Annotated in this window: 21 protein-coding genes; all 21 read left to right on the top strand. The window is 47.9% G+C overall.

From position 1 onward, the window contains the following. Nucleotides 1-97: 97 nt before the first annotated feature. The 21 genes from hslO (at nt 98) to B4V02_RS24810 (ending at nt 21,583) form a co-directional block, all read left to right on the top strand. Nucleotides 98-982 (top strand): Hsp33 family molecular chaperone HslO, encoded by an 885-nt coding sequence (gene hslO / locus B4V02_RS24910; protein WP_094156821.1) that lies wholly within the window; start codon nt 98-100, stop codon nt 980-982. A 20-nt stretch (nt 983-1,002) separates the two neighbouring features. Next, complete coding sequence (locus B4V02_RS24905; RefSeq protein WP_094156820.1) at nt 1,003-1,947, top strand: peptidylprolyl isomerase; 945 nt, start codon at nt 1,003-1,005, stop codon at nt 1,945-1,947. A gap of 227 nt (nt 1,948-2,174) precedes the next feature. Then, nucleotides 2,175-3,113 carry a cysteine synthase A gene (gene cysK / locus B4V02_RS24900; RefSeq protein ID WP_094156819.1) on the top strand — a complete coding sequence of 313 codons (939 nt, stop codon included), beginning with the start codon at nt 2,175-2,177 and terminating at the stop codon, nt 3,111-3,113. Nucleotides 3,114-3,241: 128 nt separating this feature from the next. After that, nucleotides 3,242-4,861 (top strand): anthranilate synthase component I family protein, encoded by a 1,620-nt coding sequence (locus B4V02_RS24895; RefSeq protein ID WP_094156818.1) that lies wholly within the window; start codon nt 3,242-3,244, stop codon nt 4,859-4,861. Nucleotides 4,862-4,866: 5 nt separating this feature from the next. Next, the gene (pabA, locus tag B4V02_RS24890; protein WP_007428048.1) at nt 4,867-5,442 is read left to right on the top strand and encodes an aminodeoxychorismate/anthranilate synthase component II; all 576 of its coding nucleotides are present in this window, start codon (nt 4,867-4,869) and stop codon (nt 5,440-5,442) included. A 3-nt stretch (nt 5,443-5,445) separates the two neighbouring features. Continuing rightward, entirely contained in the window at nt 5,446-6,342 is an 897-nt protein-coding gene (locus B4V02_RS24885) for an aminotransferase class IV (protein WP_094156817.1), read from the top strand. Then, nucleotides 6,339-7,205 carry a dihydropteroate synthase gene (gene folP, locus B4V02_RS24880; protein ID WP_094156816.1) on the top strand — a complete coding sequence of 289 codons (867 nt, stop codon included), beginning with the start codon at nt 6,339-6,341 and terminating at the stop codon, nt 7,203-7,205. The genes B4V02_RS24885 and folP overlap by 4 nt, the downstream gene beginning before the upstream one ends. Nucleotides 7,206-7,341: 136 nt before the next feature. Then, entirely contained in the window at nt 7,342-7,704 is a 363-nt protein-coding gene (gene folB, locus B4V02_RS24875; protein ID WP_007428051.1) for a dihydroneopterin aldolase, read from the top strand. Nucleotides 7,705-7,712: 8 nt separating this feature from the next. Further along, nucleotides 7,713-8,270, top strand: coding sequence for a 2-amino-4-hydroxy-6-hydroxymethyldihydropteridine diphosphokinase (folK, locus tag B4V02_RS24870; protein WP_094156815.1), 558 nt, complete (start codon nt 7,713-7,715; stop codon nt 8,268-8,270). After that, nucleotides 8,213-8,413, top strand: a complete 201-nt coding sequence (locus B4V02_RS24865) for a helix-turn-helix domain-containing protein (RefSeq protein WP_179031160.1) — start codon at nt 8,213-8,215, stop codon at nt 8,411-8,413. Before folK ends, B4V02_RS24865 begins: the two co-directional genes overlap by 58 nt. Before the next feature lie 46 nt (nt 8,414-8,459). Beyond that, on the top strand, nt 8,460-9,488 hold the full coding sequence (gene dusB, locus B4V02_RS24860; RefSeq protein ID WP_094156814.1) for a tRNA dihydrouridine synthase DusB: 1,029 nt from the start codon (nt 8,460-8,462) through the stop codon (nt 9,486-9,488). Between the two features lie 214 nt (nt 9,489-9,702). Beyond that, entirely contained in the window at nt 9,703-10,179 is a 477-nt protein-coding gene (greA, locus tag B4V02_RS24855) for a transcription elongation factor GreA (RefSeq protein WP_007428055.1), read from the top strand. 110 nt (nt 10,180-10,289) lie between these two features. After that, nucleotides 10,290-11,810 carry a lysine--tRNA ligase gene (lysS, locus tag B4V02_RS24850; protein WP_010349571.1) on the top strand — a complete coding sequence of 507 codons (1,521 nt, stop codon included), beginning with the start codon at nt 10,290-10,292 and terminating at the stop codon, nt 11,808-11,810. 95 nt (nt 11,811-11,905) lie between these two features. Further along, nucleotides 11,906-13,243 carry a TrkH family potassium uptake protein gene (locus B4V02_RS24845; protein WP_007428057.1) on the top strand — a complete coding sequence of 446 codons (1,338 nt, stop codon included), beginning with the start codon at nt 11,906-11,908 and terminating at the stop codon, nt 13,241-13,243. Between the two features lie 284 nt (nt 13,244-13,527). Then, the gene (locus B4V02_RS24840) at nt 13,528-14,055 is read left to right on the top strand and encodes a hypothetical protein (protein WP_094156813.1); all 528 of its coding nucleotides are present in this window, start codon (nt 13,528-13,530) and stop codon (nt 14,053-14,055) included. A 580-nt stretch (nt 14,056-14,635) separates the two neighbouring features. Further along, nucleotides 14,636-15,406 (top strand): enoyl-ACP reductase FabI, encoded by a 771-nt coding sequence (gene fabI, locus B4V02_RS24835; protein ID WP_094156812.1) that lies wholly within the window; start codon nt 14,636-14,638, stop codon nt 15,404-15,406. Between the two features lie 12 nt (nt 15,407-15,418). Beyond that, nucleotides 15,419-16,879 carry a class I adenylate-forming enzyme family protein gene (locus B4V02_RS24830; protein ID WP_094156811.1) on the top strand — a complete coding sequence of 487 codons (1,461 nt, stop codon included), beginning with the start codon at nt 15,419-15,421 and terminating at the stop codon, nt 16,877-16,879. A gap of 97 nt (nt 16,880-16,976) precedes the next feature. Then, on the top strand, nt 16,977-18,200 hold the full coding sequence (locus B4V02_RS24825; RefSeq protein WP_094156810.1) for an aldehyde dehydrogenase family protein: 1,224 nt from the start codon (nt 16,977-16,979) through the stop codon (nt 18,198-18,200). Further along, a complete protein-coding gene (locus B4V02_RS24820; protein ID WP_094156809.1) occupies nt 18,197-19,897 on the top strand; it encodes a thiamine pyrophosphate-binding protein in 1,701 nt (566 codons plus the stop codon). Before B4V02_RS24825 ends, B4V02_RS24820 begins: the two co-directional genes overlap by 4 nt. Before the next feature lie 23 nt (nt 19,898-19,920). Further along, complete coding sequence (fabF, locus tag B4V02_RS24815) at nt 19,921-21,162, top strand: beta-ketoacyl-ACP synthase II (RefSeq protein WP_094156808.1); 1,242 nt, start codon at nt 19,921-19,923, stop codon at nt 21,160-21,162. 4 nt (nt 21,163-21,166) lie between these two features. Continuing rightward, the gene (locus B4V02_RS24810; protein WP_094156807.1) at nt 21,167-21,583 is read left to right on the top strand and encodes a 3-hydroxyacyl-ACP dehydratase FabZ family protein; all 417 of its coding nucleotides are present in this window, start codon (nt 21,167-21,169) and stop codon (nt 21,581-21,583) included. Nucleotides 21,584-21,589: the final 6 nt, after the last annotated feature.

Below are 21,589 nucleotides of genomic sequence, written 5' to 3'. Positions count from 1 at the left end.
AGGTTGTTTATATAGCAGGAAATCATGCTTTAATTTAGCGCAAACACGAACAAAAATAAGCAGCGTAGCTGCCTTGGAGCATAGGGAGGATATCAATATGGAAAAGAAACAGGATCGGCTTATTCGCGGAACAGCCATGGATGGAAGGGTTAGAGCTTTTGCTGTTCGCACAACACAGTTGGCAGAGGAATTGCGGAGAAGACATGATACGTATCCTACCGCTACCGCTGCTTTGGGACGCACACTCACAGCGGGTGCCATTATGGGTTCTATGCTAAAAGGCAACGAGCGACTGACCATCCAAGTTAAAGGTGACGGGCCGATTGGGCAAATCGTCGTGGATGCCAATGCTGCAGGTGAGGTACGCGGCTATGTTGCCGAACCGCATGTACATTTGCCAAGCAACAGCATGGGTAAGCTGGATGTAGCAGGTGCCGTAGGTACAGAAGGCTTTATTCATATTATTAAGGATCTGGGGTTAAAAGAACCTTATCGCGGTAGTATTCCGATTATTTCGGGTGAACTGGGTGAGGACTTCACCTATTATTTTGCCAAGTCGGAGCAGACACCGTCCGCAGTGGGCTTAGGTGTATTGGTGGATACCGATAACTCCGTTATTGTGGCAGGCGGATTCATTATTCAGTTGCTACCCGGCCTGAATGATGACGAGATCACAGCCATTGAAAATGCGGTTGGCTCACTTCCACCCGTTACAGCTCTGCTGGATCAAGGCCTGGAGCTTGATGAAATGCTGCGCTGGATGCTGCCGGACGTTCGGGTTCTCGACGAGACGGAAATTCGTTTTCAATGTGAATGCTCACGGGAGCGTGTGGAAAAAACATTGATCAGCTTGGGAGAAAGCGAGTTGACACAATTAATTGAGGAAGAGGGACAGGCCGAAGTTGTGTGCCACTTCTGTAATGAGGCTTATCAGTTTAATAAGGATGATTTGCAAAATCTGTTGAATCAGGCCAAAGCCTAACTGGATAGGCGGTGCGAGCGATGACTACACGGGAGAAAGGATTATGGGCTGCCGTCATTATCCTGACCGTTAGCGTCACCGCCTTGGGTGGTCTGATCATGCTTCGGGGGCTGGCAAAGCCGGGTGATATAAGCAAGGATGACGGCGATCATACTGTGGCGGAGATCGGTCAGGAAGGCATATCGGAGGAACAATGGGTTGCAGAGCTGAAGAAGCGATACGGAGCCAATACGCTGTTGCAAATGCTGAATCGTAAAGCCGTACAAGCTGAAACCAAGCGTCTCGGTATTAAAGTCACCCAAGATGATCTGCAGCAGGTGCTGGAGCAGGAGAGTAGAGGGTATGCTTCGGCTCAAGCCTATTTTGAGGAAATGCAGCAGCAGTTTGGTCTAGGTCCGGTTGATTTGCGGAATGAAGCGGAATACCGGATTGGTCTGGAGAAAATAGCTACGCAGGGAATTCAAATTAAGGAAGCGGAAATTGACGAGTATTGGAAGCAGCATCCTGAGGAATTTACTGCCGGTAAGCAGATCAAACTGGCAGCCCTTTATGTCCCTAAGGTCGAGGAAGCAGAGGCGTTGCTTGAACGGGTCAAACAAGGAGAAAGGTTTGATGCGCTGGTTCAAGAATTTTCAGGTCAGCCCTTTGGGAAGAATACCAGTGGACAGCTAGGATGGGTGGATGAGTATGATCCATTTCAACCGGAGGCGATTATGAAGGCGGCGAGAGAACTAAGCTCTGGGGATGTTGCTGGTCCCATCTCTGTTAACGATGGTTATGCCGTTATCTATGTACAGGATATCCGCCTGAAAGCTTCTCCAGACAAAGAACAGATTCGGCAGCAAATCCGTCGCTCTCTAGCGCTTGCCCAAGCGGCTCCTTTGGAAGATGTCGAGAAAAGCTTGCGTGATAAATATGGAGCGCGTATTTTATCCGATAAAGGGGTGCCATCTGCTTCTCTATGAGCATGGTCCAAAGTTACTGGATTGAGGAACCACGGTGCTGAAGACGAGGGTCAGCAGCATCGTGTTTTTAGCGCTTGTATTGACATTGGAATTGAAGATTGTTATGATTAGCGTACAAAACCAACTATTTTTATCGGAAATTAAATAACCACCCTAAAAACAAGAATGATCTACAAATGTGATTTCGTAATTTTTAATATAACATCACAGTCAGGGAGGAACTTATTATGGCTAAAGTCGTTAATAACATCACCGAACTTATTGGGGGCACTCCCCTTGTTCGCCTGAATCGACTCGTACCGGAGGATAGTGCTGAAATTTATCTGAAGCTGGAATATCAGAACCCCGGCTCTAGTGTAAAGGACCGTATCGCGATTAGCATGGTTGAGGAAGCTGAACGTGAAGGGCTGCTTAAACCAGGCGGTACAATTATTGAAGCGACTAGCGGTAATACAGGAATCGGTTTGGCTATGGTTGCTGCTGCGAAGGGCTACAAGGCGGTAATCGTTATGCCAGAAACGATGAGTATAGAACGCCGTAACCTGCTGCGTGCTTACGGAGCTGATCTGGTGTTGACACCTGGATCGGAAGGTATGAACGGTTCCGTTAAGAAAATGGAAGAGCTGCTGAGTGAAAATCCGGATTATTTTGCTGCAGAGCAATTCAAAAATAAAGCTAACGTCAAAATTCACCGTGAAACAACGGGTCCTGAGATTGTGGAAGCGATTCGCTCCATCGGCGGAACGCTGGATGCTTTTGTAGCAGGCATAGGTACGGGCGGAACCATCTCTGGTGCCGGAGAAGTGCTTAAGAAAGAATTCCCGGAAATTAAAATTGTCGCTGTAGAGCCGGCTTCTTCTCCACTATTAGCTGGCGGCAAGCCAGGTCCTCACAAAATTCAGGGACTGGGCGCCAACTTTATTCCTGAAATTTTGAACCGTGACATCTACGATGAAATTATTCATGTAGAAAACGATGAAGCCTTCGAGGTAGCGCGTAAAGTAGCCAAGGAAGAAGGTATCTTGTCGGGTATTTCCTCCGGTGCAGCTGTTCACGCGGCTTTGAAGCTGGCTAAGCAATTGGGCAAGGGTAAACGAATTGTTGTCATTATTCCAAGTAATGGTGAGCGTTACCTGAGTACACCACTATACAATTTTGAGCTGTAATTACGCCGCAATTGTGTATACTATATGTAAGGAATCCCTCATTTCCCTGTTGCCAGGGGGGTGGGGGTTTGTTTTTAAGGAGAGAATACAGACTTTTCACAAAGGAATGGAAGGGGAAGCGCACACGGATGAAATCGACAGCTAGAGTGACGGCCGCGCAGTGGGAGGTTTGGCAGGAAGAAGGCTGGAGTATACTTCCTTATATTGCCGAGTATCAGTTGCCCGTAGGCGGTTTGCCGTTATCATGGCGCAAGGCATGGGAGGATGCATCGCCATATGCCTTCTTGCTGGAGAGCGGTAAAGGCGGGAGATATACCTATCTGGGCCTAAATCCGGTTGCCATATTGGAAGGCAAGGGAGAACATGCAGTTTGGACGGACCTGCAAAATGGGGAGCATGGCGATATATATGGTCAACCTCTGACCGTTATGAACGACTGGATCGCCCCCTACCGCGCGCCTCATATACCTGGCCTGCCTTTTTTCACTGGAGGATTCGCGGGTTATCTGGGCTACGATGTAGCTCGCTCGCTGGAGCGTTTGCCTATTCGGGCCGCGGATGATACAGACATCCCTGATTATGTGTGGATGAGAGTGAATGAGCTATGGATTTATGATCATGAAAAATCTTGCGTATATTGTGCCGTTCACTTGCCCACTCCTGTCCCTGCTGAAGCTGATAGCAAGGCCGATCTTGCTGATCAGGTTGCGCTAGCTGAGCAAAATAACATAATTTGCGAGTATTATGCGGAAGCTGTTCGTCGAGCAGAACGGATGTTGACTCAGTGGGAGAAAATCATGGATGCCGGAGAGGCTGATCCAGCGTATTCTCGTCGTTGTACAAGGCTTGCCGAAGCGGAGCTGTCAGCTGTTCATCAAGAATCCGAAGGTTGGGAAACCGCATTCAACCAAACCGATTTTGAACATGCCGTGAAACGTGTACAGGAATATATCGCACAGGGTGACGTATTTCAGGTTAACCTGTCGATTCGCCAGCAACGTACGCTTGCAGCCAGCCCTGAAGATATATATGAATGGCTGCGTCTATTGAATCCTTCTCCTTATATGGGGATGCTGCGTATGCTGGATTTACAGATCGTCAGTGGCTCTCCAGAGCTGCTGGTGAAGCTGGAGGATGGACGTGTCAGCGCACGACCTATTGCAGGTACGAGGAGAAGAGGGCTGACACCGGATGAGGATGCCGCTATGGCTGCCGAATTGTTGTCGAGTGAAAAAGAACGTGCCGAGCACATTATGCTCGTTGATTTGGAACGTAACGATATCGGACGGATTGCCGAATATGGCTCGGTACATGTACCTGAGCTGCTGACTGTCGAATATTATTCGCATGTGATGCACCTGGTTTCTCAGGTTGAAGGCAAATTAGCCCCCGGTCGTACGGCTATAGATGTGATTGCCGCTACCTTCCCGGGCGGGACCATTACCGGAGCACCCAAGGTGCGCACGATGGAAATCATTGAAGAATTAGAGCCTGTCCGTCGAGGTCCTTATACAGGATCGCTTGGATGGATTGACTATAACGGGAATATGGAATTAAATATTATAATAAGAACACTAGCTGTCAAAGGCAGCACTGCCTATTTACAGACAGGCGCGGGTATCGTTATTGATTCAGACCCGTACAGGGAATATCGGGAATGTCGGAACAAGGCCAGAGCTGTCATGAAGGCGGTACAATGTGGTGAAGAAGAAGCTGCTTTGAACAAGAGCGGTATCCTAGGAGGGTGAGTCGTATGATTTTGGTGATTGATAATTATGATTCGTTTACGTACAATCTTGTTCAATATTTGGGTGAGCTCGGCGAAGAAGTAACCGTAAAGCGGAATGATGAGATTGATGTGAAAGGCATAGAAGAGCTGGCACCAGAGCATATTTTGATCTCGCCGGGTCCATGCACACCGAACGAGGCGGGAATATCATTGGATGTGATCCGTCATTTTAAAGGTCGTATCCCGATTTTCGGCGTATGCCTCGGCCACCAGGCCATTGGACAGGCTTTTGGTGGTAAGGTGATCCGGGCTGAACGGCTCATGCACGGTAAAACATCACCAATTCTCCATCACAATAATTCGGTATTCGAAGGCTTGCCATCCCCGTTCACAGCGACCCGGTATCATTCGCTGCTGGTGGAGCGCGAGAGCCTGCCTGAATGTCTAGAGATTACCGCTGAAACCGCAGAAGGTGAAATTATGGGTTTGCGGCATAAAGAATTCGCCGTAGAAGGAGTCCAGTTCCATCCCGAATCCATTATTACCGACTACGGGCATCAACTGTTGCGCAATTTCCTAAAACGTAAGGTAGGCGTCTGATTCATGAAATATATCGGAGTCAACGGCGTCCTCACGGAAGCCGCAAAAGCCGTGATTCACGTAAGTGATCACGGCTTTTTATACGGGATGGGCTTGTTTGAAACGTTTCGCACCTACAAAGGTGTTCCATTTTTACTGGATCGGCACCTGCATAGACTGGCGGAAGGGTGCCGCATGCTCGGCATTCCTTTTCAACCGGACGAGGAGCGGCTTACGAGACAAATCCAGGGTCTGATGGTGGCAAATGGACTGGGCGAAGCCTATATCCGCTACACCGTATCGGCGGGTGAAGAGGTGCTAGGCTTGCCATCCGGTGACTACACGCGGCCTAACCATATTTTGTTCGCCAAGCCATTGCCTTCTGCAAATACACAGGTCGGGGGATCGGCCCCCCCATCGGCGCTTCAACTGCTGCGAACCCCGAGAAACACACCAGAGGGTGAGATTCGTTTAAAATCACTCCATTATATGAACAATATTCTTGCAAAACGTGAGCTTCAGCAGTACGCCGCAGCCGTCCAGTATAAGGCCGAAGGCATGATGCTTGCAGCCAATGGTTTTCTGGCAGAGGGGATGGTCAGCAACCTGTTTTTTGTGCAACATGGTACGCTGTATACGCCGGACCTGTCTACAGGCATTCTGCCAGGCATTACACGCGAGCTTATTTTGGAGCTGGCAGAAGCACAAGGCATTCCCTATGAGCAAGGATTATACCGCTGGGATGAGTTGCAGCAGGCTGATGAAATTTTTATGACCAACTCCATACAGGAAATACGGCCTGTCCATCTGCTGCTGGAGCCGGACGGAACGATGCACCACGTACCGGATTCCTTGGCACAGAGCGGGTCCATAACAGGCTTGCTGTTGCGCGATTATAGACAGAAAGCAGGGATCAAGTGAACATACCAACTCTTTATCAACGCAGCTATCGCATGGGGAATGCTGAGCTTACGCTCGGACAAGCCACACAGATCATGGGTATACTGAACGTGACGCCGGATTCATTTTCCGATGGGGGAAAGTATCATAGTCCGGAGCTGGCTGTTTCACATGCCTTAAAGCTGGTGGAGGATGGAGCCGATGTGATTGACATTGGCGGAGAATCTACACGTCCGGGTCATGAACCGGTAGGTGTGGAAGAGGAGCTGGCCCGGGTCATTCCGGTCATCCAGGCAATCCATCGCACCGCACCGCACATTCCGTTGTCTGTGGATACTTACAAAGCCGAGGTCGCCCGGCAGGCACTTGAAGCGGGGGCCCATATCATTAATGATGTGTGGGGGTTTAAGGCAGACCCTGACATGGCACGTGTCGCTGCAGAGTTCGATTGTCCAGTCATTTTGATGCACAATCGTCATGATCGCAACTATAGCGATTTGGTATCCGATATGCTGGCTGATTTAAAAGAAAGCATCAGCTTGGCACTGGATGCAGGTGTACGCGAGGAACAGATCATTTTGGACCCAGGCATCGGCTTTGCCAAGGATTACGATGAAAATATTCATGCCATGACTTCTCTCGATACATTGAGTCAGCTAGGCTTTCCGCTATTGTTGGCTACGTCGCGCAAAAGATTTATCCGTACAGCACTCGATTTGCCTGTGGATGATGTGGTGGAGGGTACAGCGGCTACGGTTGCCTTTGGCATTGCTCAAGGTTGCCAGATGGTGCGTGTACACGATGTGGCGCAAATCAAGCGCACGGTACGTATGTGTGATGCGATGGTGTACGGGTCTAAAAATCCACTGAGTTATGACGGGTAAAGCCCGCTTCATGAATGATTTGATCCTGCGATCGCTGTTGCAACGGGATTCAAATCCTTCATTACGCTACTACCAGCATAAAGTCACTGTATTTTCAGAAAAGAATTTATTATATAAGCAGGGGGACTACCCACGAATGGATAAAATGGTTTTGCATCGTATGGAGTATTACGGATATCACGGCGTTTTTCCCGAGGAACGTAAGCTGGGACAGCGTTTCTACATTGATTTGGAATTGGAGCTTGATCTGCGTGAGGCGGGCGAGCAGGATGCATTGGACAAAACGGTAAATTACGCTGAGGTGCATTACACCGTTAAAGATATTGTAGAAAAGGAATCTTACCAATTGATTGAAGCTTTGGGCGAACGTATTGCATCTTCTCTACTGGACACTTATACTAGTGTAAATGCACTGACTGTCAAAGTCACAAAGCCGCATCCGCCGTTTGATATTCATTTTGAGGGCGTGACGGTTGAGCTTTATCGCGCAAGAAAGTAGGAACGTACATGAACGCACATTCGACCTCTGAGGCATCAGAGGCTTATATTGCTTTAGGGGCTAATTTGGGGGAGCGCGAGCATACCCTGTATGAAGCCATCACGGCGCTGGACGAACATCCGGGTATACGGGTGCTGCGCTGCTCCAGCTTGTACGAGACAGAACCTGTCGGGTATCTGGATCAGCCTTCTTTTTTGAATATGACGGCAGCCGTAGCTACAACACTTGCTCCCGAGGAGCTTCTGGCTTTTATGCTGGAGGTGGAAAGTCGTCTGGGTAGAGTAAGGCATATTCCTAACGGTCCGCGTACGATTGATCTGGACTTGTTATGGATGGAAGCCGCACAGCTGGTTACACCGGATTTGGAACTTCCTCATCCCCGCATGTTGGAGCGTGCTTTTGTGCTTGTGCCATTGGCTGACATCGTTCCGAACCAAGATCCATCCGGTCTGTACAGTATCGTGCATACTGCATTGAATTCATTGGATGGAAAGGATGGCATACAACTTTGGAAAACATGCAGCTGGCGCAACGGCTCCGCGCCTTCCGAAAGCTTAAAGGATTGACACAGCAGGAGTTGGCTAAACGAACCGGCATATCCTTGGCCGTATTGGGTGCTGTGGAGCGAGGCAATCGTTCGTTGGAGCCTGACATGTTGAGCATTATTGCCCAAACGCTAGAAATTGAAGTCCGGGAACTGACGGAATAACGATAAGTGTACGATATATATAGAAGGCATAAAGGAGTGAACAGATATGTTGAAAATCGGCGGTATTGAAATGAAAAACCAGGTTGTGCTGGCTCCGATGGCGGGCGTGTGCAACCCTGCCTTTCGCCTGATTGCCAAGGAATTCGGCACAGGTCTGGTATGTGCGGAAATGGTTAGTGATAAGGCGATTATTCACGGGAATAAACGTACGCGTGAGATGCTGTTTGTGGATGAGCGTGAGAAGCCGCTTAGCCTGCAAATTTTCGGGGGAGACCGTGAGTCCTTGGTGGAGGCAGCGAAGGTCGTAGATCAGGAGACGAACGCGGATATTATTGACATTAATATGGGCTGCCCGGTTCCCAAGGTGACCAAATGTGATGCAGGTGCCCGTTGGCTGCTTGATCCAAATAAGATTTATGAAATGGTATCTGCTGTCGTGGAGTCCGTAAGCAAGCCGGTGACGGTGAAAATGCGCATCGGTTGGGATAGCGAGCATATTTATGCCGTAGAGAACGCCCGCGCCGTAGAACGGGCTGGAGGTCAGGCCGTTAGCGTGCATGGCCGCACACGGGAACAGCTGTATACGGGGCATGCGAACTGGGATATTATAAAAGAGGTTAAAGAAGCAGTTTCCATCCCTGTAATTGGGAATGGTGACGTGGCATCACCGGAAGATGCCCGCCGCATGCTGGATCTGACCAATTGTGATGGCGTGATGATCGGACGCGGCGCTCTGGGGAACCCGTGGATGCTGTACCGTACGATTGAATATTTGCAAACAGGTAAGCTTTTGCCTGATCCATCACCGGAAGAAAAAATCCGTATTGCTATTCTGCACATGGATCGTCTGGTGTCACTGAAAGGTGAAGCCGTGGCCGTCCGCGAAATGCGCAAGCATCTGGCGTGGTACCTTAAAGGACTAAAAGGCTCTGCGCGCATTAAGGACGTCATTATGGAAGAAACCAAACGTGATGATATGGTGCGTATTTTGGATCAATTTGTATCTCAATTGCACATGGTAGAAAACGATGAGCCTTCTACAGGCGCTGCTTCTCCTGCCGCTGTTGCGCAATAATGAAGTCGTTGCTCCCTTTGTGAACGATTGACTTTTCCAATTGCTTGCCCTATAATCGTTCAGTATAAAATCTTGATGTATGCTACTAATCGTATGCAGCTTTTAAGACAACGGCAGGAAATGTTCTCATTCCCTCAGAGTGGCATATGATGTTTTGAAAGCGTGCATTCCGATGCACTTTTAAACTTTTCCCATGACAGGAGAATCGGTTAAGATGAGCGATAAAGAAGTCATTCTGACACAGGAAGGCCTTAGAAAGCTCGAAGATGAGCTTGAGAACTTAAAGTCTGTCAAACGCCGCGAAGTGGCGGAACGGATTAAGGTAGCCATCGGATACGGGGATATCAGTGAGAACTCCGAGTATGAGGATGCAAAGAACGAGCAGGCTTTTATTGAAGGCCGTATCATTACACTGGAAAAAATGCTACGCAATGCCCGCATTATCAATAGTGATGAAATTGACACCGATGTTGTGGGAGTAGGCGCAACTGTAACCGTTGAAGATTTGGAATTTGGAGATATAACAGAATATGCGATCGTCGGTTCCGCTGAATCGGACCCGCTTCAGAACAAAATTTCCAATGAAAGTCCGGTTGGCAAGGCAATTCTTGGCAAGAAAAAAGGAACTGTTGTGGATGTAACCGTTCCAGCAGGTGTTATTCAATATAAAATTGTGGATATCAAGAAATAAGAAACGGACCTTGGAATTAAATGCAAAAGCTTCCACAAGGAAGCTTTTTTTCTCTACACCCGGACGGACCCCGGCCCGTTTACTCATAATGAAGGAGCTGATTTAGCACCATGTCGGATGAAACTACAAATCAGGAATCACAGGAAAATCGCGAGGAATTAAGTGAATTGTTGCAAATTCGCCGCGCCAAATTGGACGAGCTTCGCTCATTGGGCATTGATCCCTTTGGACGTAAATACATACGCACGGCTGAAGCGGGCGTACTGCTAAGCAAGTATGACAGTCTGACCAAGGAAGAGCTGGAAGAAAAGAATCTTGAAGTTAGCATTGCAGGCCGTATCATGGCTAAACGGGTGATGGGTAAGGCCAGCTTTGCTCATATACAGGATCTTAGCGGACGTATTCAAATTTATGTTCGTCAGGACAGTGTACCGGAAGAGCAGTATAAAGCATTCAGTATTTTGGATCTGGGCGATATTGTCGGCATTAAGGGTGTGCTGTTCAAAACCAAAACGGGAGAAACTACGATTAAGGCGCTGGATATTGTGGTCTTGTCCAAGTCCCTGTATCCATTACCGGAAAAATATCATGGTCTGAAGGATGTTGAGCTGCGCTACCGTCAGCGTTATGTTGATCTGGTTATGAACCCGGAAGTGCAAAAAACATTTATTACGCGGTCTCGCATTATTCAATCCATGCGCCGTTATTTGGACTCGCTCGGTTATTTGGAAGTTGAGACTCCCACGTTGCATTCCATTGCTGGCGGGGCAGCGGCGAAGCCGTTTATTACGCACCATAATGCATTGGACATGCAGCTTTATATGCGTATTGCCATTGAGCTTCATCTGAAACGACTGATTGTCGGCGGAATGGAGAAAGTATATGAGATCGGACGCGTATACCGTAATGAAGGTGTTTCCACACGCCACAACCCCGAGTTTACAATGATTGAGCTGTATGAAGCGTATGCCGACTACAAGGATATCATGCAGTTAACGGAAAACATGGTCGCTCATATTGCGCAGGAAGTGCTTGGCACACAACGCATTCAGTATCAAGGTCATGAAGTGGATTTGACACCGCAATGGCGCAGAGTGTCGATGGTGGATGCTGTTAAAGAAGTAACAGGCGTGGATTTTGGAGCACATCTGAGTAATGAAGAAGCTCATCGCCTTGCGAAGGAGCATAATGTAAAGGTAGAGCCGCATATGACCTTTGGCCATATCCTGAACGCTTTCTTTGAAGAATTCGTAGAAGAAACGCTCATTCAGCCGACCTTTATTACAGGTCATCCGGTTGAAATCTCGCCGCTGGCGAAGAGAAATGAGCAAGATCCGCGCTTTACGGATCGTTTTGAGCTGTTCGTGGTAGCTCGTGAGCATGCAAATGCATTCACCGAGCTGAATGACCCGATTGACCAACGCCAGCGTTTTGAAGCACAATTGCTGGAACGTGAGCATGGCAATGATGAGGCTCATGAAATGGATGATGATTTTATCCGTGCATTGGAATATGGTATGCCGCCGACAGGCGGGCTGGGTATCGGCATTGACCGTTTGGTTATGTTGCTGACAGATGCGCCGTCCATTCGCGACGTGCTGCTTTTCCCGCATATGCGTAACGTACAGTAGAATAACATAACATTATGAATATAGAGGATCAGCCGGGCTTCTTTCCCGTGTCTTGTTCCTCTTTTTCATAAGAATGGATGGAGAGAGTATTTCTAATGAAACGCAGCGTCAAGCTTGCCCGGTTTGCATCGCCTCCTTTTATATTGGTCATCGGATATTTGCTGATTATTGCATTAGGCACTTTGCTGCTGATGCTTCCTATTTCCAATCATAGTGGACATGCTCCGCATTGGATTGATTCGTTGTTTACGTCTGTTTCGGCTGCTTGTGTTACCGGATTGGTCGTGGTGGACGTGAATTCAACCTATACGATGTTTGGAGAAACCGTCATTATGGTGCTGATGCAGTTGGGCGGGTTGGGTTTTATGACCTTGGCGACCTTGTTTGCATTGTTGCTGGGGCGACGATTGTCGCTGAAGGACCGACTGCTGCTGAAGGAAGCGATTAATGCCGACAGCATGGAAGGAATTGTGCGCATTATTCGCAAGGTGCTGATCTTCTCTTTTACCATTGAGGCGATAGCTGCCATAGTCATGGCTTTGCGGTGGATGAGGGAGATGCCTGTCGGACAAGCGATATACTACGGAATATTCCACTCGGTATCTCTTTTTAATAACGGGGGCTTTGATTTGTTTGGGAGCAGCTTCCAACAGTATGCTGGAGATTTTGTATTCAATATGATTGCATCTGTGCTTGTCATTTCAGGGGGATTGGGTTTCCTTGTACTGAGTGATCTGTTCGATTTTCGCCGCACCCGGAGACTGAGTCTTCATTCCAAAATGGTGCTAAGTGTGTCGGGTGCGCTTATTGTGATCGGAGCACTTGTTATATTCATTTTTGAGTTTACCAATGCTCGTACCCTGGGCTCGTTGAATTGGGAGGGGAAATTGTACGCTTCTGTTTTTCAATCCGTATCTACACGATCCTCGGGAACAAGCACAGTAGATATCAGTGGCTTGAGGCAGGCCAGTCAGTTCTTTATCATGCTGCTGATGATTATCGGAGCTTCGCCGGGCTCTACCGGGGGCGGAATCAAAACAACCACATTCCTGCTGATGATTGGTGCATTGTTGGCCGTCATGCGAGGTCAGAAGGAAATTGTGTTCTTCCGCCATAGGGTTCCCAACGATATCATGATGCGGGCGCTGACCATTATTATACTGGCGCTTTTTATATTCTCGATTGTCGTTATGCTGCTCTTAATGACAGAGGATGCACCTTTTCTCTCCCTCGCATTTGAGGCGGCTTCCGCCATCGGAACGGTAGGGTTGTCCGTAGGAGTGACGCCGGGATTGTCTGACGCAGGCAAGCTGATCATTTGTGTGACCATGTTCATTGGTCGAATTGGTCCTCTTACGATTGCTTATGCTCTTCGTCCACGTTCGACCAAGACGCTGTACCGTCGTCCCGAAGGGCATATCGTAATTGGATAGCTTAATAGCAAGAAAAGATGCATCCGTGCTGATTGGCACGGGTGCATCTTTTTTTTCATTAACATCATCTAATGTGCAGCATATCATGAAAAGTGTCCTACTTGAATAAGCGACAGCAACCGCCTAAACAGATAACTTTTTGCAGAAAAAAGTCTATTTACTTCCTTTTATGTAATTTTAGACAGAATACTAGGAATTTTATGTATGATATTGTATGATAATGGGCGGGAAAGGGGGGTAGCTGAGGTAATTACTAAACTCTAAGCTGAAAGGAATCATTCATTATGTATTTGTTTATTATTTTTGCTGAAGTTCTGTTCTGGGTTTTTGTTGTTTTAGGGTTGATCACAAGATATATGTTTGGCAAAAAGAAATTAGGCGGCCTTCTTTTACTGTGCACTCCAGTCATTGATATCCTGCTGCTGATTGCGGTGTTCATTACGGTGAGCAGCGGGATGGAGATTACGACCGCTACTGGCTTGGCGGCCTGCTATCTCGGTATCACGGTGGCATTTGGTCATAGGATGATTAAATGGGCGGATGTGCGGTTCTCTTATTGGTTCGGCAAGGGACCGAAGCCTAAACCTAAATATGGTGCCGTGCATGCCAAAGAGGAACGGACGGTTTGGCTGCTTCACCTCTTGGGCTGGGCTATTGGCAACGCTCTGTTGCTCGCGATCATTGTGTATGTAGGTGATCCACAGCGTACGGCTGCCTTGGATGGCCTTATGAGAACATGGGCAGTTGTTCTGGCAATCGACTTTATTGTTTCCTTTAGCTATACTTTTGCTCCTAGGAAAAATAAGAGATAGCCTAAAGAGAGAACAGGTTTCATTCTTGATGAAATAAGGGACAATCACTCAGGATGTTCAAATCGGGAGGAACGTTGAGGGTGAAAAATGAAGTTGTCACTTCCGTTAGTTGGTAGACCTGCTGCTATTGCAGATATATAGAATATGCAGATTATATATTGGACCCGCTTTGACAGTCACCTTATGTATACTTCCATTTTTTTACTCCTATCGATTCCTTCCGATTTGAACACAGACAAAATAGAATCAGCACGGTTATGACTACGGTCACCTTTGCGCGAATTACATAGGGTCCAAGCGCATGTTTTTGCTAGTTGGCAGGACAAGCTATCGGATAAAAGGCGCTTGAATCCCCGAAAGAAAGGGGTTCGTGATTACAGTCGAACTCATTCGAAAAATAGCATTTTTTAATCTTCATGAAGTTTCAATGAATCCTTGTATTTGACAAAAATGGCGGTTGTTTAACTTTGGCAACTAACATGATAATAATGCCAGAAAACATTACATATGTCTATGAATGTAGACATAAAAAACAAATATCTTATTTGTTGAAAAATGTAAAAAAAGAAAGGTGGTTTATGTGGCAGTACTGCTGAGCGGTAAGAACATTTTGATTATGGGCGTGGCTAATAACAGGAGTATTGCCTGGGGGGCAGCCCAATCTTTAGCGGCTGAAGGGGCAAAGCTCATTTTCACCTACGAAAATGAGAGAGTTGCAGATCGGGTGCTAAAGCTCGTTGAAACGATTCCGGGGTCCATGGTCTGTCCCTGCAATGTACAGAGCGATGAAGAGCTTGATGCTCTGGCGGATTTTCTAAAGGAGAAGGTTGGCGTCCTGCATGGTTATTTTCATAGTGTTGCCTATGCTAAGGCTGAGGACTTGGATGGCCTGTTCGTCGACACCTCTCGTGAGGGATTCTCCATTGCCCAGGATATCAGCGCCTACTCTCTGGCTGCGGTTTCCAGGCGGATTTACCCGCTGATGACGGAGGGTGGGAGTATTGTCACCATGACGTATATTGGCGCAGAACGAGCGATCCAAAATTACAATGTTATGGGTGTGGCAAAGGCTTCACTGGAAGCCAGCATGCGCTATTTGTCGAACGATTTGGGGACTTACGGCATTCGTGTAAATGCGATTTCGGCTGGCCCCATACGGACCTTGGCCGCCTATGGTATTAAGGATTTTAGCACGATGCTCAAGCATATTGAAGAGATTACGCCTTTACGCAAGACGGTCGATACGTCTGAAGTCGGAGATACCGCGTTGTTCTTATTTTCCCATTTATCAAGAGGCATTACGGGTGAAGTTATTCATGTGGATGCCGGTTACCATATTACGGGGATGTAAGGAGGGAACGCTGTGCTTGTTACGCATACGGATTGCCGTATCATATCACCTGAAGGAATTATGACCAAGGAGCGCCTGGAGCGGGATGTTGCGATCTTCTCCCGAATGCTGGCTCTCAGAGGAATTCCGGAAGATGGCAGAGTGATACTGAAAGCGGCCAATTCCTACTGGTTTGTTGTGTCTCTGTTCTCCTTGTGCAACATTGCTGTTTCGGTGACTGTAGTGGACGAGCAGACTGTACTTGATGAAATAGCTCAAATTTACGACGAAGCAGGTGCCTGCTGCATCCTGACCGATTGCGATCCAGGACTTTCTCATGCATCTGTTATTCTGATTCAGGATCTAATCCAAGAAAAAGCAGTACACCCACATTGGGTTGGAGAACCGGAGATCCATGGCATCGACTTTAACAAGTGGTGCGAGAGATCGGATGCCCTCATTTTGTATTCTTCAGGTACGACGGGAAAACCCAAGGGAATCGTGAAAGCTGGATCAGCCTTCATGGACAATATCCGGCATTCCATACACGCCATGAACTACCTGCCGTCTGACCATATGCTCCCTGTTGTACCGTTTTCTCACTTCTATGGTATTTCACTTATTTTCTCCTGGTGGTTAACCTCATGTTCTCTCATCATCTGTAATCATAAAAACCTCTGGAGCGTCATTGCAAGTATTACGAAAGACCGGGCGACGGTCGTAGACGCTAACCCCTCTGCTTTTTACACCTTGTTGCGTATGCTAAACCGAAAACCCGAACAACTGGAAATGGTCAAGGAATCTCCAGTGCGCATGTGGTGCGTAGGCGGTTCCCCACTTACCCAAGACCTCGAAGAGAAATTTAACAACATATTTGGACAACCCCTGCTGAATGGTTACGGCCTTTCTGAATTAGGCAACGTTACACTAGGGACGCTGGAATGTCCGAAGGGTTGCGGCAAACCGTTGCCTGGTGTGAACCTGAAAATACTGGATACTGCTGGCAACCAGCAGGCGGACGGCAATGTAGGCGAAGTGTGGATACACAGTGCCGGATGCATGGAAGGTTACCTGAATCGTCCAGACCTGACGAAGTCTGTTCTACAAGACGGCTGGTTCAAGACGGGCGATCTGGGCTATCTGGATGACGAAATGCTGTATGTCATTGGCCGCAACGGTAAGACGGTCAACCGGATGGGCTATATGGTATCTCCAGTCTATATCGAGGACCGGATGGGTTCGCTAGGTTACCGATCCTGCGTGATCACCTTGGAAGACGAGGCTAAAGGAACGCTGCTTATTGCATTCATCGAAGGCGAATCCCCACAGTCCTTGTCTATACTCCGCAAAGAGATGAATCGGGTACTTCCTTCATACATGTTTCCCGATCTTTTGCTTCCGCTCGCCCATTTTCCTTTAAATCGCAATGGAAAAGTAGATCGGCTGGAGATGGAGCGCGTTGCCCTGCAGAAAGCTGCTACTCGCAAAGGGTAAGTGTTGAAAGCTGAGACCCTGTCTGGTTTATAAAGTGTAGTCTTTCGGAAAGACAAGATATTTACCACAAACCGATGAAGGAAAGGGAGAATTCACTATGAGTATGAATTCGGAACTGGCAAAAAACACGTTATTTTTGGAAAGGCATGAATCTATTCTGAAATGCCTCAATTATTTGATTGAAAATCGGCAGGAAGTGATGGATATTCTCACGCAATTTTCATCCTATCGGGCCGCCAATGCAGAAATGGATTCCACGATCTCCACACTTCACGGCGCTTTGCAAGAAGTGCAAACCTATCAGCCAGACTGGCAACGATCTATGGCTGTATTCATGCCTTCTAACGTCATTTTATACTCCTATGCATTATACCTTTTGATTCCGTCCCTCTACGTTGAGAATATAGACTTTCGCCCTTCCTCTCATGTAAACGAGTATGTTAGCTTACTGCATGAAAAGCTCCAGGCTGTACACGGATTACCCATCTATATTCGTAAAGTCAGCCAGAAGGTGTTCATGGAAAATTCCGTGATGCCCGCTGATGTTGTAGTGTTTACGGGGAGCTATACCAACGCGGAGAAGATTAAAAAACAAATCCGTAAAGAGCAGCTCTACATTTTCTACGGACAAGGAATCAATCCTTTCATCATCGGACCCGATGCCGATCTGGAATTAGCGGTTACGGACGTAATTCGAATGAGATTGTACAACTCTGGACAGGATTGCCTGGGACCTGACATCATTCTGGTGCATCAGGATGTGAGGGAGAGCTTTAAAGATTTGCTGATTAAGCGGCTTGACCAACTCGTGTTTGGAGGAAACAATGATCCGAACGCAAACTATTCGCCTATTTTTTATAAAGATACGCTGTATTCGGTATCTGAATATTTTAATACAAACGATAAGTTTATTATTTACGGTGGCGGCATTGATTTCCGTACGAAAAAGATGGAGCCAACGGTTGTATATAGCGAATTGGATGAGGATTTGGAAATTATCGAGTATTTTTCACCAGTCTTCAACGTGGTTATCTATCGTGACGACGAGCAGCTGACCAAGCGTATTTCCTCCAGTTATTTTAGCGAACGTGCAATGGGCTGCAGTCTGTACGGGTCTGAGCACTTGGCGGACGTTCTTCGAAAGAAACACACATTGACCATTAATCAGACACTTGAGGATGTGGATCAGGGAAATAAACCCTTTGGTGGCTATGGCACGATGTCGAACTATATTTATCACGATTACAAGCTTGTTTCGAAGCCGATTTTGATTTCTGAAATCGTCGCAGAATACTTGTCGGAAAAGAGGAGTCTGGTATGACTGTAAGCTTATCCCCCTGGGATGCCATCATTGGCTACTTAAAATCGGCTGGGGTCCGGCATCTCTTTGGATTACCAAGTGATGATCTCCAAATCATATCGTCACTCCCCTCGTCTGGTATGGATTTTATTCTATGCAAAGACCAGCGCAATGCTGTGTTTATGGCAGCAGGCTATGCGCTCACAACTAACCAGATGTCCGTCTGTGTTGTGGGTAAAGGGCCAGCACTCAGCAATACACTCACGGGGCTGTTGGAAGCGAAGAACCTTGGTGCTCCGCTTCTACTTTTGGCACTTGGCACCGGAGGAGACAAGCTGGGAACCCGTTCCTTTCAGGAAGCGGACCAAATCTCACTCGTAAAGCCGCTCGTAAAATGGGCTTATCGTGTTGAGCATGTGGATCGGCTGGTATGGGCGATGGAGCGGGCGGCTTTTTTGGCCATCAATGGAGCCCCAGGTCCGGTCTACATTGAACTGCCCGAAAACCTGATGGATCAGTCTGTGCCGATTGGATTTCAGCCAGCCCCGCCCGAAAGACTTTCATGCTCTCCGTCTCTACGGGAGCTGGATGCAGCATGGGGAATCATAGAGACGGCCCGCAAGCCTCTTATTCTAGTTGGAGGCGGAATGAAGTCAGGGAACAGCGATGTAATAGAGCGGTTCGCTAATCAGCATGGAGCGGCCTTGTTCGCAACCGCCTCGGGACGGAGCGCAGTTGATGAAGAGCATGAACTTTTCTGTGGTGTTGCCGGGCTCTACACGGATATCAGCTTGAGACGAATCTGGGAGGAATCCGATGTCGTGATCACGCTGGGCAGCCGTCTGGAAGAAACAGCTACGTTCGAGTGGGATATTTTGCTGCAGGATACACCTTTAATTCAGGTCAATGTCGAGCTGGAGGATTTTGCACATGAATACAAGGGTGTCAAGGTGCTGGGAGATGGATATGCCGCAGTGGAGCAATGGCATGATCGGCTAGGGCAGAAGCCTGATGGAGAATGGCTTGAAATGATCAAGAGCTGTAAAGAGAAGGCTTTTTCTCAACGGGCCGTTTATCTGGAAAAGTTGAAAAAGACTCCTGGAATTCACGTGCCGGAGCTGTTGGAAATGATTCAGACAGAGCTGCCTGAGAATCTGGTGCTTCTTCAAGAGAATGGATTGCAGGATATGTGGTCCTACTTTTATCCGTATTTTCGTTTTGCCGCAGGTTCTCTTTCGATTGTTCCCAGTGATCAAACGAGCCTTGGATTCGGTGCGGCCGCTGCTTTGGGAGCAAGTGTGGCAACTGAATGTCCAGTAGTAGCACTTGTCGGTGATGGTGCGTTCAATCTCTTTTCCCCGGATTTTATTACGGCGGTACAGTACCGGATACCGGTAATCTATCTCGTGCTGAATAATGGCGGCTACGGCTGGTTGCAAAATCAAATGAATTACAAGCACCTCTCAGGGCAGTCCTTCCCATTTGTCTCTGAGACCGCCAAGACAGGAATGCAAATTCCACAGTATGAGTTCGTCGAAAGCCTTGTGATCCGGAGCAAGGAGGAGGCCCGGGGACAGCTTCAGCTTGCTTGGGAAAAGTATCAGGAGAACAAGCTTGTGGTCGTCGAGGTATATGCTGACCTTGCAGATGTGCATGAGAAAATCAGTCATGTATATGGCGACTTTCCTCTTTACGAGCAACAGGCTTCCAAGAATTAATTTCAGTGAAGGACGTGGGTACAGTGAGAAGACGTGTTGTAGTAACAGGACAGGGAGTCGTAACGCCGGTCGGGCATAATCTTACCGATTTTTGGAATTCACTGTTGGAAGGAAAGAGTGGAATTGGACCTGTCACTGTATTTGATACAACCAATATACCGACAAAAATTGGCGCACAGGTTATGGGTTTTGATCCGTTGCAGTATATGAGCAAGAAGGAAGCGCAAAAAGTCGCACAGTTCACTCAATTTGCCTTGGCGGCTGCCCGGCAGGCAGTCGAGCAATCCAAATTAGTGATTGATGAGCGGAATGCAAGACGTGTGGGGGTAATTGTCGGATCTGGAGCAGGCGGCCTCGACGTAGTAGAGGAGAACTACAGGAAGCTAACCGAGCTTGGTCCCAAAAGGGTTTCTCCATATTTTGTTTCCTCCATGATGATTAATTCTGCGCCGGGCGAAATCTCCATTGCGATCGGAGCCAAGGGACCTTCGTTTGCTGTGGTCACAGCTTGTGCTACCGGAAGTAATGCCATCGGTGAAGCATTGCGCACGATCCAGTATGGCACGGCTGATGTGGTGGTCGCCGGAGGGGCAGAAGCGAATTTTAGTCAGCTCGATTTGGCCTCCTTTGCGAATATTCATGCGCTCTCCAGACGAAATGAAGAGCCGCAGAAGGCCAGCCGCCCGTTCGATGTGGACCGCGATGGATTCGTCATCGGCGGAGGAGCAGGAGTCTTGGTGCTGGAGGAACTGGGACATGCATTGAACCGGGGAGCTACCATTTTGGCCGAAGTTGTGGGTTACGGCTGCACAACCGATGCCTATCATATCACAGCTCCTGATCCCTCGGGCTCCGGTCCGGCAGAAGCGATTAACATCGCCCTGCAGGATGGTGGCTTGACACCACAGGACATCGACTATGTGAATGCTCATGGTACGAGTACGCCATTCAACGACCGTATGGAGATCAATGCGATTCAGCGCGTATTCGGAGAGCATGCCCCCCGTCTGGCGATATCATCTATCAAATCGATGACAGGCCATTTAATGGGCGGTGCAGGGGCAGTTGAATTAATCGCGACTGTACAGAGTTTGATCCACAACAAGGTACCACCGACACTCAATTGCGACAATCCTGAAGCCCCTGAGCTGAATTTTGTGCCGCACGTATACCAGGAACGCGAAGTCCGTGCAGCGATTAGTAATTCGTTCGGCTTCGGCGGTCATAACGTTTGTCTGGCTGTACGCAAATGGCAGGAGGAATAACATCGTGAACGTTGATGACATACGTATTCTTGATGTGCTTCCTCACCGCTATCCGTTCATTATGATCGATAAGGTAACGGGTTTTGAGCATTCAAAATGGGCCAGAGGATACAAGAATGTAACCTGGAACGATTGGTTTATTTCCGAAGCGAATCCGTTTATGCCCCATATGATGGTCGTTGAAGCATTGGCTCAGTTAGGCGGCTTTGCGACTATGGACGAAACGGGCATCTCCTATTTGAGTTCATTGAATCAGGTCGAGATGCATGAACGGGCTCAGCCTGGAGATCGGCTGGATCTTTATTTTGAAGTAACGAAGAGGAAAAGAGGTTTTCTCATCGGCAAAGGTTTGGCTACTGTAGGAGATCGGATTATTGTCAAGGCGGAAGAAATCGTATCGTTTACTCCGAAACAAGTATAACGTGAA

This window comes from Paenibacillus kribbensis, assembly GCF_002240415.1.
Classification (GTDB): domain Bacteria; phylum Bacillota; class Bacilli; order Paenibacillales; family Paenibacillaceae; genus Paenibacillus; species Paenibacillus kribbensis.
Note: the sequence above shows the minus strand (reverse complement) of the source record. Positions and strands in the feature narration are given on the sequence as shown.